This window comes from Bhargavaea cecembensis DSE10, assembly GCF_000348905.1.
In the GTDB taxonomy this organism is placed as follows: domain Bacteria; phylum Bacillota; class Bacilli; order Bacillales_A; family Planococcaceae; genus Bhargavaea; species Bhargavaea cecembensis.
The window spans coordinates 1-20,315 of the sequence record NZ_AOFT01000020.1 but is presented as its reverse complement, the minus strand read 5'-3'; the positions used below and the strand labels follow the sequence as shown (position 1 = coordinate 20,315).

The window sequence follows — 20,315 nt, the reverse complement described above, 5'->3', positions numbered from 1 at the left end:
TCAGTTCCCCTCCATGTATCGTACTGCGTCTTTCGCAAAGTACGTGATGATCATGTCGGCGCCTGCGCGCTTCATCGATGTCAGCGTCTCCATGACGATCTTTTCCTCGTCGACCCAGCCGTTCTGTGCGGCGGCCTTAATCATCGAGTACTCCCCGCTCACGTTGTAGGCGACGACCGGCATGCCGGAGAAGTCCTTGACTTCGCGCATGACGTCCATATAGGACAGCGACGGCTTCACGATCAGCATGTCCGCGCCTTCCTCGATATCCGACTGCGCCTCGCGGATCGCTTCCAGGCGGTTGGCAGGGTCCATCTGGTACGTTTTCCGGTCACCGAACTGAGGCGTGCTTCCTGCCGCCTCACGGAACGGGCCATAGTAGGCGGACGCGTACTTCACCGCATAGGACATGATCGGCACATCTTCGAAACCGGCTTCATCCAGTGCTTGACGGATCACCGTAACGAATCCGTCCATCATGTTCGACGGTGCGATAATGTCTGCTCCTGCTTTTGCCTGGCTGACGGCTGTGCGGGCAAGCAGGTCGAGTGACGGATCGTTCAGGATCCGGCCTTCCTCGATCAGGCCGCAGTGGCCGTGGTCGGTATACTCGCAAAGGCAGGTGTCCGCCACGACGAGCAGTTCCGGATGACGCTCCTTGATGAAGCGTGTGGCCTCCTGCACGATGCCGTGGTCATGGTATGCTTCCGTGCCTTCCGCGTCCTTGTGTTCGGGAACGCCGAACAGGAGAACGGCCGGGATGCCGAGTGAAACGACTTCATCCACTTCCTCACCGAGGCGGTCAAGGGACAGGTTGTAGACTCCCGGCATCGAGCTGACTTCCGTGCGGATGTCTTTGCCTTCCGCCACGAAAATCGGGTAGATCAGATCTTCCTTGTTCAGGACGGTTTCACGTACCATCGAACGCATCGCTGCGGAGTTGCGGAGGCGGCGATGACGTGCAAACTGAAGTTTGTTCATGACATTCCTTCCTTTCGGTTGCCTAGTTCCCGGACGAGGTCGAGCAGCGTGTACCGTTCGGGTTTGACGTGGACTGCGGCACCCGCTTCAGACAATGCCTGCTCGGTCACGTGTCCGATCGCGCCGATCGTGAATCCGGACCAGCCGGTTAACGGGGCAATCTGCTCTCCGAACACCCGGACGGCCGACGGGCTCGCAAACAGCACGGCGATCCGCCCGCCCTTTTGGAGCAGGTCGGTCACACCGTGTATTCCTTCCTCATCGTCGACCGTCTCATAGACGGTCCATTCATCGACCTCATTCGGAAGCCCTTCCTTGATCGTATCCTTCGCGAGATCGCCTTTCAGGAACAGGCAGCGCTCCTCTTCATCGGAGACGGCCGGGAATTCATCCACGAAGTGTTCCGCGCTGAATGTGGTCGGGATGAAATCCGCCCGGAACCCGATGTCCTCAAGCGCCTTGGCCGTCTCGCTTCCGACAGCGGCGATCTTCACGGGGATGTCTTCCGGTGTCAGGCCGACCTGCTCCATCTTGCGGCCGAAGAAATGGACCGCATTGGCACTTGTGAAGATCAGCCATTCATACGAAGCGCAGGTCTGCATCCTCAGGGGATCGGTCGCAACGACCTTCTCGACGGTCTTGATGAGCGGCAGGATGACGGGATTGCCGCCCTGCAGCTGGACGGAAGCCACCGCTTCCTTTGCTTTCGGGGTGCCGGTGAAAATCACCGTCATCCCGGAAAGGGGGTGCTTGTCACTCATCGAGGTCCGCCTTCACTTTCCGGAGGACTTCGTCGGCACCCTGCTCTTTCAGCATGCGTGCCGCCTCCTTTCCGGCATTGACCGGGTCGGCGTCCATGACGGTCGCGCGGAATACATCATCCGCGTCAGGAGAGGCCACAAAGCCCGTCAGGCGGATCTGTCCGCCGTCGACGACCGCGTGGCCGCCGATCGGAACCTGGCAGCTTCCGTCCATCTCGGAGAGGAACGTCCGCTCTGCCGTGACCGCCTGTTGCGTCGTCGGTTCGGTGAGTTTCGCAAGCTCACGGAGAAGCTCCTCATCGTCAGATCGGCATTCGATGCCGAGCGCGCCCTGGCCCACAGCCGGGATGCACTGATCCGGCTCCAGGTATTGGGTGACGAGGTCTTCATCCCAGCCCATCCGGTTCAGGCCTGCCGTGGCCAGGATAATCGCATCGTATTCCCCGTCGCGGAGCTTTCTGAGCCGTGTTTCGATATTCCCGCGGATCCACTTGATCTCAAGGTCCGGGCGCATCAAAAGCAGCTGGGAGCTTCGGCGGAGACTGGACGTCCCGACGACCGCACCTTCAGGCAGGTCTTCCAGGCGTACATGCTTGTTTGCGATATAGGCGTCACGCACATCTTCCCGCTCCGGCACACAGCCGATTGTCAGGCCTTCCTGGAGCACGGCAGGCATGTCCTTCATGGAGTGCACGGCAAAGTCGATCTCCTTGTTGATGAGCGCCTGCTCAATCTCCTTGACGAACAGTCCCTTGCCGCCGACTTTCGACAGCATGACATCCAGGATCTTGTCGCCTTTTGTCACGATTTCCTTTACTTCAAAATCAAATGGCGCACCCGCCGCCTTCATCTGATCGATGAACCAGTTGGTCTGCGTAAGCGCCAGATTGGAACGTCTTGAACCGACAATGATCTTTCTCAAAAAGAACCCACCCTTTCAAATATCAGTACCAGAAATGAAACACGGATAACCTGCTGATCAGCAGGAAGTTCACGATTACCGCAAGGAATGACAGGATATGGCCCCATGCGATATCAGGACCGTTCAGCTTGCCGCGGTTCTGCAGGACAAGCAGAACACAGTAAATGATGAGCAGCAGGAACGACCCGACGATTTTCGGGTCCCATACAGGGAACGGCCCTGCTGCGATAAAGGCCCACTGCAGCCCGAGGATCAGGCTGACCAACAGGACAGGCACTCCAATGACAACAGAGATCGTCATCGCCCGCCTTGCCTGGTCCAGTGAAGGCAGCCTGCCCCACTGCCCGTCCCATTTTTTCTGTTTTAGCGAACGGTACAGTAGCAGATAAAGGATCGCAAAAACGAACGACAGTGAAAAGGCCGTGTAGGAGATCATCGCAGAGGTGATATGGATAAACAGCAGCTCCGAGATTAGTGCCTCCCCGACCGCGCTGTCGGACGTCCCCGCTTCCCCGAAGGCCGTGATGACGACTGCCGCGAAGCCGATCACATTCAGGAAGAATACCGCGAAATCCGCTTTCCTGAAAAAGTGAACGACGAGCGACATCGTAATCAGCAGCCATGCGTAAAAATTGATTCCTTCCGAAAGGCTGAGCACCGGAAAACGCTGCTCTTCCACGATGTTTCCGACGAGAAACAGCGTCTGCATGATCCAGACAGCGGAGAGCGTGTAAAATGCCGCCTTCCTCGCCTTCGGCTGGCTGTTCAGAAAGTCGATAAAATAAAACACGAGGCTGGCCGCATAGAGGACGACCATGAGCTCATGCAGCCTCATCAGTCCGATTTCGGTCATTGAAACCCTCTGCTTTCTTATAAAAAAGGGCGTTTCCGCGTCTATAGTGTATCACATAGATGCGGAAACGCCCTTTAAAAACAATCAGTGAGCCGGTGACGGTTTCATGGCGGCAAGGCTGGCTTCCTTGGCCCGTTTTTCCTTTGCACGTACCGCAGTTTCGGCATACTCTTCCGCGACGGCTTCTTCGATTCCGAAGATCCGCTGGAACAGCTCCAGTTGCCGGGCGGCATCCGGTGATCCCGCGATTTCCTTGGCCTGCAGGATCGGTTCCTTCAGCATCTGGTTGATGATTGACTTTGTATGCTTGCTGAGGACTTTCTTCTCGCGCTCCGTCAGGTCCGGCATCTTGTTGAGGATGCTTTCCATCGTTTCTTCCTGGATGGAAAGTGCCTTCTTGCGGAGTGCGGAGATGACCGGAACGACGCCGAGCGTCGTCAGCCATTCGTCGAAGGAGACAATCTCCGTTTCGATCATATCCATGATCTGATCGGCGGCGCGACGGCGCTCGGCAAGGTTCGCTTCGACAATTCCGTGCAGGTCATCGATGTCATACAGGAAGACGTTCGGCAGGTCGCCGATTTTCGGGTCGAGGTCACGGGGAACCGCGATGTCGACCATGAAGAGCGGCTTGCCCTTCCGGAGCTTTTCGACATTTTCCATCATATCGTAATCGATGACGAAATCCTGCGCGCCTGTTGAACTGATCACGATATCAGCCTCAAGCAAAGAGCACTGGAGTTCATTCATCGGCTTGGCCGTACCGTTGAACTTCTCGGCCATCGCCTCCGCCTTGCTTAGCGTACGGTTGATGACGGTCACCTTGCCGACTCCGCTTCCGTATAGGTTCTTGATGGCCAGCTCGCCCATCTTGCCCGCTCCGACAATCACGACATGCTTGCGGTTGAGCGAACCGAAGATCTTTTTGGCCAGTTCGACTGCCGCATAGGAGACGGATACGGCATTTTCACCAATCTCCGTTTCGGAATGCGCACGCTTCGCATTGGTGATCGCCCGCTTGAACAGCTCGTTAAAGACCGTACCGGTCGTGCCGTGCTCCTGGCCGATAAGAAAGCTTGAACGGACCTGGCCGAGAATCTGGGTTTCGCCGAGCACCATCGAGTCGATGCCTGCAGCGACCTTGTACAGATGACGTACCGCTTCGTCCTGCACTTCGATGGTGAGGTACGGTTCGATCTCTTCCAGCTCCATCCCGAACCACTTCGCGAGGAACCGTTTGACATAATAACGTACGGTGTGGAGCTGATCCCCGACGGCATAAATCTCGGTGCGGTTGCAAGTCGAGACAATGACATTCTCCAGGATGCTCTTTTCATTCTGCAGCGCCTGCATGGCCGCGGGAAGGTCGGACTCAAGGAAACTGAGCCGCTCCCTGAGCTCGACAGGCGCCGTCCGGTAGTTTACACCGACGACAATGGAATACATAAAGGTGTCACACCTCTCACGTTCTTTCATTTCACGGCTCCCATTATACCACGTCCCCGCGGAAGCGGACCGGCACAATTGTGAACAAGCCATGAAAGCTACTTTATAATGATTACAATGTAAGTATAGCAAAAGGCACCCGATGAATCAAAGGTCATGCCTGATGCAAATAAAGGATATGGTTGTCTATATACATCCGGCCGCAGGATTAAACCATATTGGCTCCGTATTGTTCCATAGCGTGCGTGTTAATGTACCAATGTATGCTTCAGCCCATTCGTGAATTCGACAGCAGCAGTCCTTTATGAAACGACCGGTATTTCGCAGTCGGCCCTCCGCTGCAGTCCGCCATGATTACATGGGCCAGGCTAATCATCAGCATGAATCAGGGTGTAATTTCATCGTTCGTCCTTGCAGTCTCATCATTCCCGCAACCGATCTCCTCATTCGTTTCCGGCAATAAAAAAAACAGCGCCTTTCCCCATCGGGACCGGCGCCGGTTTTCTCTTGCTCACTTCATGCGTTCTTCAAGGATGGCCCATGCTTCTTCCTTGCCCTGTCCGGTTTCGGAAGAGAACAGGATCAGCGGGTCGCCTTCTTCGAGATCGAGGGCTTCCTTGATGATTTTCCGGTGCTTCTGCAGTTTGCTTCTCGGGATCTTGTCGGCCTTTGTGGCAACGACGATCGTCGGAAGGTTGTAGTGTTTCAGGAAATCGTACATGAGGATATCGTCCTCTGTGGGCGGGTGGCGGAGGTCGATCAGCTGGATGACGGACTTGAGCTGCTCGCGGCCCGTGATGTACCGCTCGATCATCTTGCCCCAGGCCTCCCGCTCCGATTTGGATACTTTTGCGTAGCCGTAGCCCGGGACGTCAACAAAATAGAAGGTTTCCTCAATCTTGTAGAAATTCAGCGTCTGTGTCTTCCCCGGCTTGGACGACGTACGGGCGAGGCTTTTGCGGCCGATCATCTTGTTGATGAATGATGACTTCCCGACATTCGAGCGTCCGGCCAGTGCGAATTCAGGATAGCCCTCGTCGGGATACTGTTCCGGCTTGACCGCGCTGATGGTGATTTCGGCGTGATTGACTTTCATTTGCGTTCCTCCTCCAGCGCGATCTGCAGCACTTCCGTCACGTTATTGACCGGATGGAACGTCAGCTCTTCACGGACCGTATCAGGGATGTCTTCGATATCCCGTTCATTGTCCGCCGGGATGATGATGGTCGTCAGTCCTGCGCGGTGCGCGCTTAGTGTCTTTTCTTTCAGGCCGCCGATCGGCAGGACCCTTCCGCGGAGCGTGATTTCGCCCGTCATGCCGACTTCCCGACGCACGGGGCGCCTGGTCAGTGCCGAGACGAGCGCAGTCGCGATCGTGATGCCGGCGGAAGGCCCGTCTTTCGGAACGGCCCCTTCCGGTACGTGGATATGGATATCGGTGCCTTCATGGAAAGCGGGATCGATGCCGAGCTCCTCTGCATGGGAGCGGACATAGGAAAGAGCCGTCTGGGCAGACTCCTTCATGACATCACCGAGCTTGCCTGTCAGGATCAGCTGGCCCTTGCCCGCCGAAAGGGACACTTCGATCTGGAGCGTGTCCCCGCCCACAGTCGTGTACGCCAGGCCCGTCGCGGCGCCGACCTGATTTTCCTGTTCGGCCATGCCATAGCGGAATTTCGGCTTCCCGAGCATGTCCGTGACGACTTTCGGCGATACCTGTACACGCTTGTTTTTGCCGGATACGATCCTCTTCACCGCTTTGCGCGCGATGGCGGCAATCTGCCGCTCCAATGAACGCACACCGGCTTCGCGCGTGTAGTAGCGGATCAGATATCGGAATGCTTCATCAGAAATGCGGAGTTGGGCCTTCGTGAGACCGTGGCGCTCCAGCTGTCTCGGATACAGGTGATTTTTCGCGATCAGCTGTTTTTCCAGCTCGGTATAACCCGGAATCGTAATGATTTCCATGCGGTCGCGAAGCGGTCCCGGGATCATGCTGAGGTCGTTCGCCGTCGCGACGAACATCACTTTAGAAAGATCATAGGTTTCTTCAATATAGTGGTCACTGAAGTTGTGGTTCTGTTCCGGATCGAGCACTTCAAGCATTGCGGAAGACGGGTCTCCGCGGAAGTCGTTCGACATCTTGTCGATTTCATCCAGCAGGAAGACCGGATTGATCGTGCCCGCTTTGCGCATCCCCTGGATGATCCGGCCCGGCATCGCGCCGACATAAGTCCGGCGGTGGCCGCGTATTTCCGATTCGTCCCTCACGCCGCCAAGCGCGATCCTGACGAACTTCCGTCCGAGAGATTCAGCGATGGAACGTGCCAGTGACGTTTTCCCGACGCCGGGAGGTCCGGACAGGCAAAGGATCGGCCCGCGGAGCGAACCGGTCATCTGCTGGACGGCCAGGTATTCGAGGATCCGCTCCTTGACCTGCTCTAGGCCGTCATGGTCCCGGTTCAGGATCCGCTCGGCGCGGTTCAGGTCAAGGCGGTCCTCTGTTTCCTCGGTCCACGGGAGAGCGAGAAGCCAGTCGATATAGCTGCGGATCACGCCGCTTTCCGCGGCTGCGGCAGGAAGTCGCTCATAGCGGTCCAGCTCGCGCAGTGCTGCTGTCAGGGCATGTTTCGGCATGCCCGACTCCAGAATCCGCTCACGCAGTTCGGCCGCTTCCCCGCCCTTGCCGTCCGCATCGCCGAGTTCCGTCTGGATTGCCTTCATCTGTTCGCGCAGATAAAACTCTTTCTGCGTCTTTTCCATTGCTTCCTTGACGCGCTTGTTGATTTTCTTCTCCAGGCTGAGCACTTCCTGCTCATTGAGAAGACGGCTGATCAGCCATTCGATCCGTTCCTTGACGTTGAACAGCTCAAGCACTTCCTGCTTGCCTGCCACTTTCAGCGGCAGATTTGCCGCCACCATATCGGCAAGGCGTCCGGGCTCGGAAATATCCGCTACCGATTCATATGTCTCATCGGTGACTTTCTTGGAGAGCTTTGAATATTTCTTGAACTGCTCGAGCAAAGTCCGCATCAGGGCCTCGTGCTCGATGTCCGCTTCCATATCCGGCTCGATCAATTCAATGTCGGCTGTGGAAAAAGCATCCCCGTCATCCAGGGCGATCAGCTTTGCACGGTCCACCCCTTCGATCAGCACCCTCATTGTCCCGTTCGGGAGCTTGACCGTCTGCTTCACTTCCGCAAGGATCCCGACTTCGTACAGTTCTTCAAGAGTCGGCTGTTCTACGGAAATATCCCGCTGGGAAACGAGGAAAATCTGATTTTCCTCCACGATGGCCTGCTCGATCGCCGCCATCGACCGTTCACGGCCGACATCGATGTGGAGCACCATTTTCGGAAACACCAGCATCCCGCGCAAAGGCAGGTATGGGATGCGGTTCAGTTTGGTTATCGGCATTCGGAGTCACCTCCATGTATTCATGTCCGTTTCCGGACGGGTTAAAACGCATCGGGTGCGAAAAGAGCCGGCATCCGCCCGCGCCGTTCAGACGGCAGAAGGATGCCGGCTCTTCCTGTTGGATCAAGCCGATGTCTTTTCGTTATCAGAGCCGTTGTCGATCGGATCGCCGTTCTCATCCAGGAGAATCGGGGACGCTCCGTCGGTGACGGCTTCCTTCGTGATGATGCAGTCGAGCACATCTTCACGGGAAGGCAGGTCATACATGACATCGAGCATGATTTTCTCGATGATTGACCGGAGTCCGCGAGCGCCTGTTTTGCGCTCGATCGCCTCGGCGGCGATGGCACGGAGTGCTTCCTCTTCAAAGGTCAGGCGGACACCGTCCAGTTCGAGCATCTTCTGATACTGCTTGACGACCGCGTTCTTCGGTCCTGTAAGGATCTGGACAAGTGTGTCTTCATCCAGCTGCTCCAGGCTCGCAAGAACAGGCAGGCGCCCGATAAACTCGGGGATCAGGCCGAAGCGGAGCAGATCTTCCGGAATCAGGCGGGAAAGGAGGGACTCTTCTTCTTCCACATTTCCCTTCTCGGACCCGAAGCCGATGACTTTCTTGCCGATCCGGCGCTTGATGATATCTTCGATGCCGTCGAACGCGCCGCCCACGATGAACAGGACATTCGTCGTATCGATCTGGATGAATTCCTGATGCGGGTGCTTGCGGCCGCCCTGTGGCGGGACACTTGCAACCGTGCCCTCAAGAATCTTCAGAAGCGCCTGCTGGACGCCTTCACCGGATACATCGCGCGTGATCGACGGGTTCTCGGATTTCCGGGCAACCTTATCAATCTCGTCGATATAGATGATGCCTTTTTCCGCACGCTCGATATCATAGTCCGCGGACTGGATCAGCTTCAGCAGAATGTTTTCGACGTCTTCGCCGACATAGCCGGCCTCGGTCAGGGATGTGGCATCCGCCATGGCGAACGGCACATCAAGGATACGTGCCAGGGTCTGGGCAAGGAGGGTTTTACCGCTCCCCGTAGGCCCGATCAGCACGATATTGGATTTAGCCAATTCAACATCGTCAATCTTGGAGTTGGAATTGACGCGTTTGTAATGGTTGTATACTGCGACGGACAGCGCTTTTTTCGCACGGTCCTGCCCGATCACGTATTCGTCGAGGATCGTCTGGATATCGCGCGGTTTCGGGACATCCTTCAGCTCGAATCCTTCTTCGGTGCCGACTTCCTCTTCGACGATTTCAGAGCAGAGCTCGATGCATTCGTCACAGATATAGACACCCGGACCTGCAACCAGCTTGCGGACCTGTTCCTGTGGTTTGCCGCAGAAGGAGCAGTTCAGGTTTTCATTTTCATCGTTGAATTTAAACAAAGTCGTTCACCCCTATTCAAGTGACAATCTTACAAGATTGCCTAATCGTTGGCAAACATTTCGTACCGGTCACGCCTGGCGCGAAAAAACTTTCCAATGTAAGAAAGAAGGCGCTGGAGTCAACCGGCGCCTGATTCTTTCATTTTTGCCTTGAAGGCAGAAGTGGATTATTCGCTGATTTTTGCGTTTTCGACGAGGAACTCGATCGTTTTCTTGAAGCGGATATCGTTTTCGAGCATTTCCGTGCCGCCGAGGATCTGCTTGATCTGCTCGGTGTCCATGTTGAACTGGCCGGACATCGTCTGGAGCTCTTCCTGGATGTCTTCTTCGGAAACAGTTACGCCTTCCGCTTCCGCGATTGCTTCAAGGACGAGGGATACACGCACGCGTGTTTCCGCATCTTCCTTCATCTGTGCGCGGAGTGCCGCTTCGTCCTGGCCGGAGAACTGGTAGTACAGGTCGAGCGTCATGCCCTGCTGCTGGAGGCGCTGGCCGAATTCCTGGACCATGCGGTCAACTTCGCTCTCGACCATTACTTCAGGGATTTCGATGTCTGCGTTTTTCGCAGCCTGCTCGACAAGCTCATCACGCAGAGCCGCTTCGGAAGCATCCTGCTTTTCCTGGGCCGTCTGTTCTTTCAGCTTGTTGCGCAGCTCGTCGAGGCTTTCGACTTCGCTGTCAACTTCTTTTGCGAACTCGTCGTTGAGTTCAGGAAGCTCACGGGATTTTACCTCGTGGACCGTCACTTTGAAAGTAGCCGGCTTGCCTGCGAGTTCCGCTGCGTGATATTCCTCCGGGAAGGAAACTTCCACGTCTTTGGAATCGCCGGATTTAACGCCGACGAGCTGCTCTTCGAAGCCCGGGATGAAGTTTCCGGATCCGAGCTCAAGCTCGTAGCCTTCCGCTTTACCGCCTTCGAATGCTTCGCCGTCCGTGAAGCCTTCAAAGTCGATGACAACCGTATCGCCTTCTGCTGCAGGCTCGTCTTCTTTGATGACGAACTCCGCATTGCCCTGGCGGCGGTCGTTCAGCTGCTCTTCGATCTCTTCGTCAGTGACAGCAGTGTCCTGGCGCTCGACTTCGAGGCCTTTGTATTCGCCAAGCTTGACTTCGGGCTTGACCGTTACGTTTGCCTTGAACACGACCGGCTGGTCCTTTTCGATTTCCTCGACATCGATTTCCGGCTGTGCCACCGGAGAAATGCCTGCTTCGTCGATTGCATGGGTGTAAGCCTCAGGCAGGACAGCATCGATGGCATCCTGGTAGAGGGACTCCACGCCGAACATCTGCTCGAAGATTTTGCGCGGTACTTTCCCTTTGCGGAAGCCTGGTACGTTCACTTGCTTGACGACCTTTTTGAATGCCTGATCAAGGCCTTTGTTGAATGTTTCAGCAGGGACTTCAAACGTGAGGATCCCCTGGTTACCTTCCTGCTTTTCCCAATTTACTGCCATGTTTACATACCTCCAGACGATATAATTCGCTTTTTCAGCGCTTGCGTTCACTGGTTTGACAACTTTCTCAGTATAGCACAGATATGTCCATATTCAAGAATTTCATAGCTGCCGGCCGTTGTGAAACAGTTCGATTTTGTTGATGAGGTCGATGACCGGATGTGCGCCGGCATCAGAGCCGTCAAACAGGCTTTCGATATATGTATGGTACGCGTCTGCGACCTCCTCTGCAGACAGGCCTGGCCACTCAAACGGGTAGGCCGTGAACCGGTAGGTGCGCAGCAGCTGCACGGCAATCTGTTCTTTTGAGGGGTCCTGTGAAAAGTGCCCCTTGAGGATCGCCTCCACCTCTCCGGCCTTCTGCAGGTCTTCGGGCCCGGGCAGCCGTTCCGGAACAACGGTTTCCTCCACCCCGAACTTTCTGACCGTCACTGGTGAAGAATAACCGATGCCGGCCAGAAGCACAAGTGCATAGGTTTTCAAAAGGGGCGACGCACCATCGTGTCCGGCCAGTGACGCCAGAAACTCGCCCCAGGCCGGCAGTTCATGGTCCGGCACGGATGAAAGCCGGCTGTGCTGTTCCCCCTCCGGAAGGGTCAGGAACTCATCCAGTTCCGGCAGTTCCTCAGGTGACTCGGGCGGCTCGTCGTAGCGGTCCATCAGCCTCCGGTTGAGCCCTTGGAGATAAAGGAACTTTTCCCGTCTGTCGGGCGGGATGATCCCTTCATCGAGCAGCGCGGAGATGGTATCTTCCACCTCGTCATAATCCCGGAGCTGGATACAGATGGACAGATAAAGCTCCATCGCCTCGATGTAGTTGGCGGGTCCCGCTTTAAGATACCGGATGGCCGCATCTTTGGCTTCCTCGTACTCCCGCAGTTCGTAAAGGGCAACGGTAAGTGCGCCGAGCATGCGGGCATTGCCGGGTTCATAGGAGAGGGCCTGTCGGATAAGGGGCGCGGCCTCATCGTACCGTTCTTCGGAGACGGCACGCAGCCCGTCATCCATCAGCCGTTCAAAAGTGCCCGGCATGACGATGACCTTGCCGTGTTTTCTGAGCTGTCGCCTTTTCCTGCGCATCCGACACATCCCCTCTCTTTCCATCCATGATAGCATAGCCGCAGGACGCTGTGCATATGCTTTTCCGCCGTACAAAATCTGTGACCAAAGGCCTCTGTTCCGATTCCCGAAAAAGAAAAAGCACCGCCACCCGGCGATGCTTTTAACGTCCCAGGAGGGATTCGAACCCCCGACCGACAGCTTAGAAGGCTGTTGCTCTATCCTGCTGAGCTACTGGGACAGGGCAACCATGCGGCTGCGCAAGACAAAGATAATTATAGGTTCCCCGTCACCGAAAGTCAACGGCGTTTCTGAAAATCAGGAAAGTCTGCCGAATCCGCTTCAGTCCCGTCCGGCTGCAGAAAGCGGACAGACACGCCTTCCGCCTTTTCTTCGATCACTGCGTAAGTGGCCGGACGGCCCGGCGGCGGCCTGTGCGTGCTGCCCGGGTTCACAAACAGGATCCCGTCATGCACTTCCGCTCCATAAAGATGGGTATGTCCGAACAGAACGAGATCGGCCCCGGCCTCCTCCGCCCTGTAACGGAGCGGCAGCATGCCGGACTTTACTCCGTCCAGATGGCCGTGTGTGACGAGCACGCGTAATTCTCCGGCTTCCAGCATCCTGTACTCGGGCAGCCCATCCGGATCGCAGTTGCCTTTTACTGAGGCCATGCCTTCAAGCAGCTTATCTTCCGCCGGCAGCTCGCTGTCCCCGCAATGGATAAGATGATCTGAGCCTGACTGCCTGTCCAGAAAATGACGGACTGTCTCCGTGTCGCCATGCGAATCGCTCATCACCGCGATGCGCCAGTTCGTCATTGCTTCTCACCGAACAGTTCCCCGGCCTGTTCCTCGAGGCTCCGGATCGCTTCGCCCCGGTGGGACACGACCGATTTCTCTTCGGGAGTCAGCTGGGCCATCGTCCGTTCTTCCTTCGGTACGTAGAAGACGGGATCATAGCCAAAACCGTTTTCTCCAGCAGGTGTCCGCAGGATGCGCCCTTCGCATGTACCCTCGAAAAACCGTGTTTCCGCACCCGGTGCGGCGACTGCGAGCACACATACAAAACGGGCGGTGCGTTCCTCATCCGGCACGCCTGAAAGATCCGCCAGCAGTTTTTCAATGTTGCGATCGTCCGTTGCCCCCTCGCCGCTGTAGCGCGCGGAGTAGACGCCCGGCTTTCCGTCAAGTGCATCCACGGAAAGGCCGCTGTCATCGGCAATCACCATTTTTCCGAGCTTTTCCGCGACTGTCTCCGCTTTTAGTGCAGCGTTCTCCCTGAACGTTGTGCCTGTTTCATCAATATCCAGGTCAGGCGCCACATCGAACAGGGTGAGTACCCTGATTCCGTAGGGCGACAAAAGCGCCTCAAAGTCCTTCGCCTTACCGCGATTTTTTGTTGCGATGATCACTTCGTTCATCCGTACCTTCTCCTTCCGACAGTCAGTTTGCCGTCTCATCGTATCATAACCGTTTCGGGACAGCGAAAAACCCGAAGCGCTTCCTGCTCCGGGCTTCAACAGCCGTCCAATCTTCATTGCTTGGTGTTTTTCAGTTCCATCCTTCGCTTCCTGCCTTCCTTCATGCCGCTGTGCAGCTTGGACAGCATGCCGGAAAGCCGGACAACTTCCTCCTCGGAAAAATCGGACAGCACGGCCTGAAGGTCCTTTTGCCGCTTCTCGATGACTTCCTGAATGATACGTTCCCCGTCCTCCAGCAAATGGATCCGGACGACCCTGCGGTCCTGTTCGTCACGGACCCGCTTTACAAGACGGTTCTTCTCCATCCTGTCCACAAGGTCGGTCGTCGTCGAAAAAGCCAGGTACATCTTGTTTGACAAGTCGCCTATTGTCATATCGCCGAGTTCTAGCAGCCACTGCAGCGCCACGAACTGCGGCGGGGTGATCGGATAATTGTCCAGGATCTCCCGTCCGCTCTGTTTGATCAGCGCAGCGATATGGCGCAGCTCCTTTTCAACGAAGGCGATGTTTTCCCCGTTATGCTGCAGGTCCTCTCCGTTCAAGCCAGCCATCAACTCACCACTCCCGAAACCGTTTGAATAATTATATTGTGAACGGTTTCCGGCGGAATGGCAAGTATATTTAGTCAAGCGAGAGTTCCGATAGCCGGAGAAGCTCGACGATTGCCTGAGCGCGTCCGGATACCCCAAGTTTCTGAATGGTGTTTGAAATATGATTCCGGACGGTCTTTTCGCTGATTCCCAGCCTGGCTGCAATTTCTTTCGTTGTCTGATCCTTCACCAGCAGCTGGAAGATCTCTCTTTCCCTTCCGGTAAGCAATGAACGATGATGCAGCTCATCCGCCACGTAGCGCCCCTCCCCTCAACTCTTCATCGTAGAGTATGAAGGGACGGGTCCGGCGGTGACGGCATTTGCCCGGCATTCAAAGGTTTATCACGATAAGGCCGATGCGGCACCGATTGCATCCAGCGCTTTGTCCGACCATGGAAGCGGTTTTCCGGTCTTCCGGCTTACCTGGACAATCGTCCCCCGCCCGGTAAATGCCGGCTCCCCGTCCCGTCCGGTCGCGAGGTAATGGATATCCAGTGAGGTGCTGCCGACCCTTGCCGTCTTCACGTGGATATCCAGCTGCTCATCAAAAAACACCTGCTTCAGGTAATCACACTGGAGGTCGGCCACAACCGTGATGGCCCCTTCCTCCTCATCCAGCCAATTCTCCATGAGGCCGAGATGCTTCAGGTACTCGATCCTTGCATGTTCAAAATAAGTGAAGTTGACCGTATTGTTCAGATGGCCGAACATATCCGTCTCAGAAAACCGGACCGTGACCGGCACCGAAAAGTTGAATCCCTTTTTCCATTCTTCGAAATCCCCAATATAGGTTGCCCTCATGACCATTCCTCCCACCACAAAATGAATGACTATTCATTCTTTTATCATATCAGATGAAACGGATGATGAGAAGACGCGCAGGCATGTTCCTACTATATAAACCATCTTGCTCAGATGACACGGCCGGTCCAAAAAAAATCCCCCCAGAACCGGACTGGCCGGTTCTGGGGGGATGTGTGCATCATCAGTCGACCATGTGGTCGGAACCGAAGAAGCGCTTGAAGGAGTAAACGGATGCTGCGCGGTTCATTGCAGCGATCGATGTAGTGAGCGGAATGCCTTTCGGGCAGGCGACCACGCAGTTCTGCGAGTTACCGCATTCTGCGAGCCCGCCGTCCTGCATCAGGGCATCCAGACGCTCGTCACGGTTCATCGCGCCTGTCGGGTGCGAGTTGAACAGGCGGACCTGGGAAATCAGCGCAGGGCCGATGAAGTTCGTCTTGTCGTTGACGTTCGGGCAAGCTTCCAGGCAGACACCGCATGTCATGCACTTGGAAAGCTCGTATGCCCACTGGCGCTTGCGCTCAGGCATGCGAGGGCCTTCGCCGAGGTCATACGTACCATCGATCGGAACCCATGCCTTGACCTTCTTGAGCGAGTCGAACATGACTTCACGGTCGACGACCAGGTCGCGGACGACCGGGAACGTACGCATCGGCTCAAGCGTGATCGGCTGGGTCAGCTGGTCGACAAGCGCCGTGCAAGACTGGCGCGGGCGGCCGTTGATGACCATCGAGCAGGCACCGCAGACTTCCTCGAGACAGTTCATTTCCCACTGGATCGGGGATGTCTGCTTGCCTTCCGAGTTCACCGGATTCCGGCGGATTTCCATAAGTGCCGAAATGACGTTCATGTTCTGGCGGTACGGGACGTTAAACGTTTCCCAGTACGGGCTCGAATCCGGGCTATCCTGACGCTGGATCTTAAACTGGACGGTCTTAGCGGCCGTCGCCTCATTCCGTTCCTTTACAGCAGTTTCAGCCATTATTATGCGTCTCCTTTCGCAGAGATCAGTGCTTCGATGTATAGTCGCGCTTACGCGGCTTGATCAGGGAAACATCGACATCGGCATATTCGAACTTCGGTGCGTTGGCGGCACCATTGAACGAAGCCATTGTCGTCTTCAGGAACTCTTCGTCGTTCCGCTCAGGGAAGTCCGGCTTGTAGTGCGCACCGCGGCTTTCGTCACGGTTAAGTGCCCCGATTGTGATGACGCGCGCCAGGTAAAGCATGTTCTTCAGCTGGCGGGTAAATGCCGCACCCTGGTTGGACCAGCGGGACGTATCGTGGACGTTGATGTTCTCGTAGCGCTCGAGGAGCTCCTGGATCTTGTAGTCCGTCTCCTGAAGCTTATCATTGAAGCGGACGACCGTGACATTGTCGGTCATGATCTCGCCGAGTTCCTTGTGCAGGACATAGGCGTTTTCCTTGCCGTCCATCTTCATGATGTTTTCCCACTTCTGCCCTTCCGACTTGACGACGTTGTCGTAGAGTGTCGAAGAAAGGTCTTCGGCATGCTTGTCGAGGCCGGCCATGTACTTGACGGCATTTGGACCTGCAACCATGCCGCCGTAGATCGCGGACAGGAGGGAGTTTGCGCCGAGGCGGTTTGCGCCGTGCATGGAGTAATCCGCCTCGCCCGCTGCGAAGAGTCCCGGGATGTTCGTCATCTGGTCGTAGTCGACCCAGAGGCCGCCCATCGAGTAGTGGACCGCCGGGAAGATCTTCATCGGTACTTTGCGCGGATCGTCACCTGTGAACTTCTCATAGATTTCAATGATTCCGCCAAGCTTGATGTCAAGCTCACGGGAGTCCTTATGGGAAAGGTCAAGGTAAACCATGTTCTCGCCGTTGACGCCGAGTTTCTGGTTGACGCACACATCGAAGATTTCGCGCGTCGCGATGTCACGCGGCACGAGGTTGCCGTATGCCGGATATTTCTCTTCGAGGAAGTACCAAGGCTTGCCGTCCTTGTATGTCCAGACACGGCCGCCTTCTCCGCGTGCCGACTCGGACATGAGACGGAGCTTGTCATCACCAGGGATTGCAGTCGGGTGAATCTGGATGAATTCGCCGTTCGCATAGATTGCGCCCTGCTGATAAGCGATTGCCGCAGCGGAACCTGTGTTGATGACGGAGTTCGTCGACTTACCGAAGATGATTCCCGGTCCGCCGGTCGCCAGGATCACGGCATCCGAGCGGAATGTCTTGATTTCCATTGTTTTCAGGTCTTGCGCAGAAATCCCGCGGCAGACACCTTCATCGTCGAGGACGACTCCGAGGAACTCCCAGTTTTCATACTTCTTGACGAGGCCTTCGACTTCAAAGCGGCGTACCTGCTCGTCCAGCGCGTAAAGAAGCTGCTGGCCTGTCGTTGCACCGGCAAAGGCCGTGCGGTGGTGGAGCGTTCCGCCGAATCGGCGGAAGTCAAGCAGACCTTCCGGCGTCCGGTTGAACATGACGCCCATCCGGTCCATCAGGTGGATGATTCCCGGTGCGGCTTCAGCCATCGCCTTGACAGGAGGCTGGTTCGCCAGGAAGTCACCGCCGTACACAGTGTCATCAAAGTGGATCATCGGGGAATCGCCTTCCCCTTTCGTGTTGACCGCACCGTTGATGCCGCCCTGCGCACAGACAGAGTGGGAACGCTTTACAGGAACCAGGGAAAACAATTCGACGGGCGTGCCTGCTTCGGCAGCCTTAATCGTCGCCATCAGGCCGGCAAGGCCGCCGCCGACGACGATCAACTTGCTTTTCGCCATTCTATCTTTCACTCCTCAGTTAGATCAAAGTAGGTGACACGGGATGCCATTCATCACACGAATGCAAAGATGGCACGGATGCCGATCACGGATAGGGCGAGGAACAGCCCCATCATCACATAAGTGGAGATGCGTTGCGAACGCGGAGACTGCGTGATGCCCCATGTGACGAGGAACGACCAGAAGCCGTTCGCAAAGTGGAACGTCGCAGAGATGACGCCGACTACGTAGAACGCGATCATGAACGGATTGGCAAGAATGTCTGCCATCATGTCGAAGTCCACATCAGCGCCAAGTGCCTTCTGGATACGCGTCTGCCAGATGTGCCATGCGATGAAGATCACAAGGAATACACCCGTAATCCGCTGCAGGGAGAACATCCAGTTGCGGTATGTACCATAACGGTTCGTGTTCGGCTTTGCGGTAAATGCGATATAAAGGCCGAAGAAAGCGTGGAACATGAGCGGGATGTAGATGACGATCCACTCAAGCCAGAGAACGAAAGGCAGGTTGCCCATGAAGTCCGACGCTGTGTTGAATGCCTCAACCCCCTGTGTTGCAAAGTGGTTGATGATGAGGTGCTGCGTCAGGAACAGGCCGATCGGGATGATCCCAAGCAGCGAGTGCAGACGGCGCAAAGCAAAATCTGAATCTCTCATGAAATCTTTTACCCCCCTTAGTACTGACAAACAGGCAGACAAGGATGCCCCCGCCTGCCGGCGGAAGCGTGCATTGACTGCATATTTAATCATGTTTACAATATTTAAGACATGACCATTGTACTCCTGAAATAAGGGGAAATCAAGGTGACGGTCACATTTTCGACAAAAGCCGCGTATGCGGTTCCCGGGCAGCTAAAAAGGCTTCCGGTCAAGTTTCCCAACGGAAGAGGCGAACCTAAATGGAGTTGAAACCGGAACATGCCGAGACGGATAACGGCAAGCCGACAGAATTTGGCTATGCCCTTTTCCGTGACCATATCCTTCCCTCTGTACTCGGCAGGCACGAGGAAGAAATTCTCTACTGGGCCGGAAAGGAACTGGCATCCGAATTCCCCCTCTTTGATATGGATGAGGCCCCGGGGTTTTTCCTTGAAGCGGGCTGGGGATCCCTCAGCCGGGAATCGCCCGGCAAAAGGGAGATCATCTACGTCCTTGAACCTGATCCCGAACAGGTCAGGAAAGGCCGGCGCTGCTTTTCTGTCGAAGCCGGTTTCCTGGCGGGACAGTATCAGAAAATCCATAACCGGATCTCTGAGTGCCGGCCCGAATTGGATCGGAAGCAGGGCGTTGTGAAACTGACGCTTGCATGGGAATGATCCTTCCAAACAAAGCGGCCTTGCTGCGGAAATCCGCTGCAAGGCCGCTTTGTCTTGGTTCAGTCCCATTTTAGCCGGTCATTGACCTGACGGCTGTATTGCCTGAATGCCGAACTGTTGGTCCGGACGCCCTTTTTGGAAAGAAGACTGTTCATCTTCCGCATCTGCTGATTGTAGGCCTGTTCCAGTTCGGTCTTCTTCTCTTCATCCGGAGCGTTGTTGAGCCGGCTTCCCAGTTCGGTCATTTCCCTCTGCACGAACATGGCTTCTTCATCGTATCCGCTGTTTTTGAGGATTCTGACCGCCATGCGGATATCGGCCGGCACATGTTCAAGTTCGTCTTTCGGAAGCGGCTTGCCCGCCCCCGGAAGATTGCTGAACTTCCCTTCCTCCCGCGCTTTGAGGATGGCGTCCTCGACGATTCTCCAGTTCATCCCGTTCCTCCTCTATTCGCCGGTACCGGATGTCTTTTCTTCTTTCGCCTTGTCCTGCTCCCTGAAATATTGCTCCACGGTCTCCGCGACGGACTGCGGCAGTCCTGCTTCCTTCAGTTCATCCACGCCTGCAGCACGGATCTTTTTGACCGATCCGAAATGCCGGAGCAGCTGGTTTTTCCGCTTTGCCCCGACGCCCGGTATTCCGTCCAGTGAGGAAGTGAGGGATTTGGCACCCCTCCGCTGCCGGTGGAATGTGATTGCAAAACGGTGCACTTCGTCCTGGATGCGCTGCAGCAGGTAGAAGGCTTCACCGGTGCGCTTGAGCGGCACGACTTCCGGCGGTTCTCCATACAGGAGCAGCGCAGTCTGGTGCTTGTCATCCTTCGCGAGGCCGGCCACCGGGATATCGAGTCCGAGTTCGTCCTCGATCACTTCCTTGGCTGCGCTGATCTGCCCTTTTCCCCCGTCGATGAGGATGAGATCCGGAAGCGGAAGATTGTCCCTCAGCACGCGGACGTACCTTCTGCGGACCACTTCCCTCATCGCCCCGTAGTCGTCATGGCGGGAAGCCGTCTTCGTCTTGTATTTCCGGTATCCTTTTTTGTCGGGCCGGCCGTCGACGAACGTGACCATTG

Annotated in this window: 21 protein-coding genes and 1 tRNA gene; 1 reads left to right on the top strand and 21 read right to left on the bottom strand. The window is 56.0% G+C overall.

Features of this window, described 5'->3' with window-relative positions:
- From hemB to C772_RS13980, 19 genes are all read right to left on the bottom strand, one after another.
- Nucleotides 1-981, bottom strand: a complete 981-nt coding sequence (hemB, locus tag C772_RS14070) for a porphobilinogen synthase (protein ID WP_008301035.1) — start codon at nt 979-981, stop codon at nt 1-3.
- Entirely contained in the window at nt 978-1,742 is a 765-nt protein-coding gene (locus C772_RS14065; RefSeq protein WP_008301033.1) for a uroporphyrinogen-III synthase, read from the bottom strand. Before C772_RS14065 ends, hemB begins: the two co-directional genes overlap by 4 nt.
- A complete protein-coding gene (hemC, locus tag C772_RS14060) occupies nt 1,735-2,664 on the bottom strand; it encodes a hydroxymethylbilane synthase (RefSeq protein ID WP_008301032.1) in 930 nt (309 codons plus the stop codon). Before hemC ends, C772_RS14065 begins: the two co-directional genes overlap by 8 nt.
- A 22-nt stretch (nt 2,665-2,686) precedes the next feature.
- On the bottom strand, nt 2,687-3,517 hold the full coding sequence (locus C772_RS14055; protein ID WP_008301030.1) for a cytochrome c biogenesis protein: 831 nt from the start codon (nt 3,515-3,517) through the stop codon (nt 2,687-2,689).
- A gap of 84 nt (nt 3,518-3,601) precedes the next feature.
- Nucleotides 3,602-4,963 carry a glutamyl-tRNA reductase gene (gene hemA / locus C772_RS14050; protein WP_035002515.1) on the bottom strand — a complete coding sequence of 454 codons (1,362 nt, stop codon included), beginning with the start codon at nt 4,961-4,963 and terminating at the stop codon, nt 3,602-3,604.
- Nucleotides 4,964-5,474: 511 nt separating this feature from the next.
- Nucleotides 5,475-6,059 carry a ribosome biogenesis GTP-binding protein YihA/YsxC gene (yihA, locus tag C772_RS14045; protein ID WP_008301027.1) on the bottom strand — a complete coding sequence of 195 codons (585 nt, stop codon included), beginning with the start codon at nt 6,057-6,059 and terminating at the stop codon, nt 5,475-5,477.
- The gene (gene lon, locus C772_RS14040; RefSeq protein WP_008301025.1) at nt 6,056-8,380 is read right to left on the bottom strand and encodes an endopeptidase La; all 2,325 of its coding nucleotides are present in this window, start codon (nt 8,378-8,380) and stop codon (nt 6,056-6,058) included. Before lon ends, yihA begins: the two co-directional genes overlap by 4 nt.
- A gap of 123 nt (nt 8,381-8,503) precedes the next feature.
- The gene (gene clpX, locus C772_RS14035) at nt 8,504-9,775 is read right to left on the bottom strand and encodes an ATP-dependent protease ATP-binding subunit ClpX (protein ID WP_008301022.1); all 1,272 of its coding nucleotides are present in this window, start codon (nt 9,773-9,775) and stop codon (nt 8,504-8,506) included.
- A gap of 167 nt (nt 9,776-9,942) precedes the next feature.
- Nucleotides 9,943-11,229 (bottom strand): trigger factor, encoded by a 1,287-nt coding sequence (gene tig / locus C772_RS14030; RefSeq protein WP_008301019.1) that lies wholly within the window; start codon nt 11,227-11,229, stop codon nt 9,943-9,945.
- A gap of 102 nt (nt 11,230-11,331) precedes the next feature.
- Entirely contained in the window at nt 11,332-12,309 is a 978-nt protein-coding gene (locus C772_RS14025; RefSeq protein ID WP_008301018.1) for a tetratricopeptide repeat protein, read from the bottom strand.
- Between the two features lie 146 nt (nt 12,310-12,455).
- Nucleotides 12,456-12,529: transfer RNA gene (locus C772_RS14020), tRNA-Arg, on the bottom strand.
- A 58-nt stretch (nt 12,530-12,587) separates the two neighbouring features.
- Entirely contained in the window at nt 12,588-13,109 is a 522-nt protein-coding gene (locus tag C772_RS14015; RefSeq protein WP_008301016.1) for a metallophosphoesterase, read from the bottom strand.
- Nucleotides 13,106-13,711: an XTP/dITP diphosphatase gene (locus tag C772_RS14010; protein WP_008301015.1), complete on the bottom strand. Its 606-nt coding sequence runs from the start codon at nt 13,709-13,711 to the stop codon at nt 13,106-13,108. Before C772_RS14010 ends, C772_RS14015 begins: the two co-directional genes overlap by 4 nt.
- A gap of 113 nt (nt 13,712-13,824) precedes the next feature.
- Nucleotides 13,825-14,322 carry a MarR family winged helix-turn-helix transcriptional regulator gene (locus tag C772_RS14005; RefSeq protein WP_008301014.1) on the bottom strand — a complete coding sequence of 166 codons (498 nt, stop codon included), beginning with the start codon at nt 14,320-14,322 and terminating at the stop codon, nt 13,825-13,827.
- A 70-nt stretch (nt 14,323-14,392) separates the two neighbouring features.
- On the bottom strand, nt 14,393-14,617 hold the full coding sequence (locus C772_RS14000) for a helix-turn-helix domain-containing protein (protein ID WP_008301013.1): 225 nt from the start codon (nt 14,615-14,617) through the stop codon (nt 14,393-14,395).
- An 87-nt stretch (nt 14,618-14,704) separates the two neighbouring features.
- Nucleotides 14,705-15,163 carry an acyl-CoA thioesterase gene (locus tag C772_RS13995; RefSeq protein ID WP_008301012.1) on the bottom strand — a complete coding sequence of 153 codons (459 nt, stop codon included), beginning with the start codon at nt 15,161-15,163 and terminating at the stop codon, nt 14,705-14,707.
- A 184-nt stretch (nt 15,164-15,347) separates the two neighbouring features.
- Nucleotides 15,348-16,148 carry a succinate dehydrogenase iron-sulfur subunit gene (gene sdhB, locus C772_RS13990; RefSeq protein WP_008301011.1) on the bottom strand — a complete coding sequence of 267 codons (801 nt, stop codon included), beginning with the start codon at nt 16,146-16,148 and terminating at the stop codon, nt 15,348-15,350.
- Between the two features lie 25 nt (nt 16,149-16,173).
- Entirely contained in the window at nt 16,174-17,925 is a 1,752-nt protein-coding gene (gene sdhA, locus C772_RS13985; protein WP_008301010.1) for a succinate dehydrogenase flavoprotein subunit, read from the bottom strand.
- 53 nt (nt 17,926-17,978) lie between these two features.
- Entirely contained in the window at nt 17,979-18,584 is a 606-nt protein-coding gene (locus C772_RS13980; RefSeq protein ID WP_008301009.1) for a succinate dehydrogenase cytochrome b558 subunit, read from the bottom strand.
- Between the two features lie 242 nt (nt 18,585-18,826).
- On the opposite strand from C772_RS13980, the gene C772_RS13975 reads away from it, so the two are divergent.
- Nucleotides 18,827-19,243 carry a DUF2507 domain-containing protein gene (locus tag C772_RS13975; protein ID WP_008301007.1) on the top strand — a complete coding sequence of 139 codons (417 nt, stop codon included), beginning with the start codon at nt 18,827-18,829 and terminating at the stop codon, nt 19,241-19,243.
- Between the two features lie 59 nt (nt 19,244-19,302).
- Here C772_RS13975 and C772_RS13970 read toward each other — a convergent pair whose 3' ends face one another.
- Together C772_RS13970 and C772_RS13965 are read right to left on the bottom strand one after the other, a co-directional pair.
- Nucleotides 19,303-19,677 (bottom strand): DnaJ family domain-containing protein, encoded by a 375-nt coding sequence (locus tag C772_RS13970; protein ID WP_008301005.1) that lies wholly within the window; start codon nt 19,675-19,677, stop codon nt 19,303-19,305.
- Between the two features lie 12 nt (nt 19,678-19,689).
- Nucleotides 19,690-20,315: helix-hairpin-helix domain-containing protein (locus tag C772_RS13965; protein ID WP_008301002.1), on the bottom strand; the 626-nt coding region annotated here is incomplete at its 5' end.

What these genes read in the sequence shown, in the direction of transcription:
- C772_RS13980 (WP_008301009.1), bottom strand. Translation starts at nt 18,584, where the DNA reads ATGAGAGATTCAGATTTTGCTTTGCGCCGTCTGCACTCGCTGCTTGGG.
- hemB (WP_008301035.1), bottom strand. Translation starts at nt 981, where the DNA reads ATGAACAAACTTCAGTTTGCACGTCATCGCCGCCTCCGCAACTCCGCA.
- C772_RS14010 (WP_008301015.1), bottom strand. Translation starts at nt 13,711, where the DNA reads ATGAACGAAGTGATCATCGCAACAAAAAATCGCGGTAAGGCGAAGGAC.
- C772_RS13995 (WP_008301012.1), bottom strand. Translation starts at nt 15,163, where the DNA reads ATGAGGGCAACCTATATTGGGGATTTCGAAGAATGGAAAAAGGGATTC.
- hemA (WP_035002515.1), bottom strand. Translation starts at nt 4,963, where the DNA reads ATGTATTCCATTGTCGTCGGTGTAAACTACCGGACGGCGCCTGTCGAG.
- C772_RS14005 (WP_008301014.1), bottom strand. Translation starts at nt 14,322, where the DNA reads ATGGCTGGCTTGAACGGAGAGGACCTGCAGCATAACGGGGAAAACATC.
- C772_RS14065 (WP_008301033.1), bottom strand. Translation starts at nt 1,742, where the DNA reads ATGAGTGACAAGCACCCCCTTTCCGGGATGACGGTGATTTTCACCGGC.
- C772_RS13970 (WP_008301005.1), bottom strand. Translation starts at nt 19,677, where the DNA reads ATGAACTGGAGAATCGTCGAGGACGCCATCCTCAAAGCGCGGGAGGAA.
- lon (WP_008301025.1), bottom strand. Translation starts at nt 8,380, where the DNA reads ATGCCGATAACCAAACTGAACCGCATCCCATACCTGCCTTTGCGCGGG.
- yihA (WP_008301027.1), bottom strand. Translation starts at nt 6,059, where the DNA reads ATGAAAGTCAATCACGCCGAAATCACCATCAGCGCGGTCAAGCCGGAA.
- C772_RS14025 (WP_008301018.1), bottom strand. Translation starts at nt 12,309, where the DNA reads ATGCGCAGGAAAAGGCGACAGCTCAGAAAACACGGCAAGGTCATCGTC.
- tig (WP_008301019.1), bottom strand. Translation starts at nt 11,229, where the DNA reads ATGGCAGTAAATTGGGAAAAGCAGGAAGGTAACCAGGGGATCCTCACG.
- C772_RS14055 (WP_008301030.1), bottom strand. Translation starts at nt 3,517, where the DNA reads ATGACCGAAATCGGACTGATGAGGCTGCATGAGCTCATGGTCGTCCTC.
- sdhB (WP_008301011.1), bottom strand. Translation starts at nt 16,148, where the DNA reads ATGGCTGAAACTGCTGTAAAGGAACGGAATGAGGCGACGGCCGCTAAG.
- C772_RS13975 (WP_008301007.1), top strand. Translation starts at nt 18,827, where the DNA reads ATGGAGTTGAAACCGGAACATGCCGAGACGGATAACGGCAAGCCGACA.
- sdhA (WP_008301010.1), bottom strand. Translation starts at nt 17,925, where the DNA reads ATGGCGAAAAGCAAGTTGATCGTCGTCGGCGGCGGCCTTGCCGGCCTG.
- C772_RS14015 (WP_008301016.1), bottom strand. Translation starts at nt 13,109, where the DNA reads ATGACGAACTGGCGCATCGCGGTGATGAGCGATTCGCATGGCGACACG.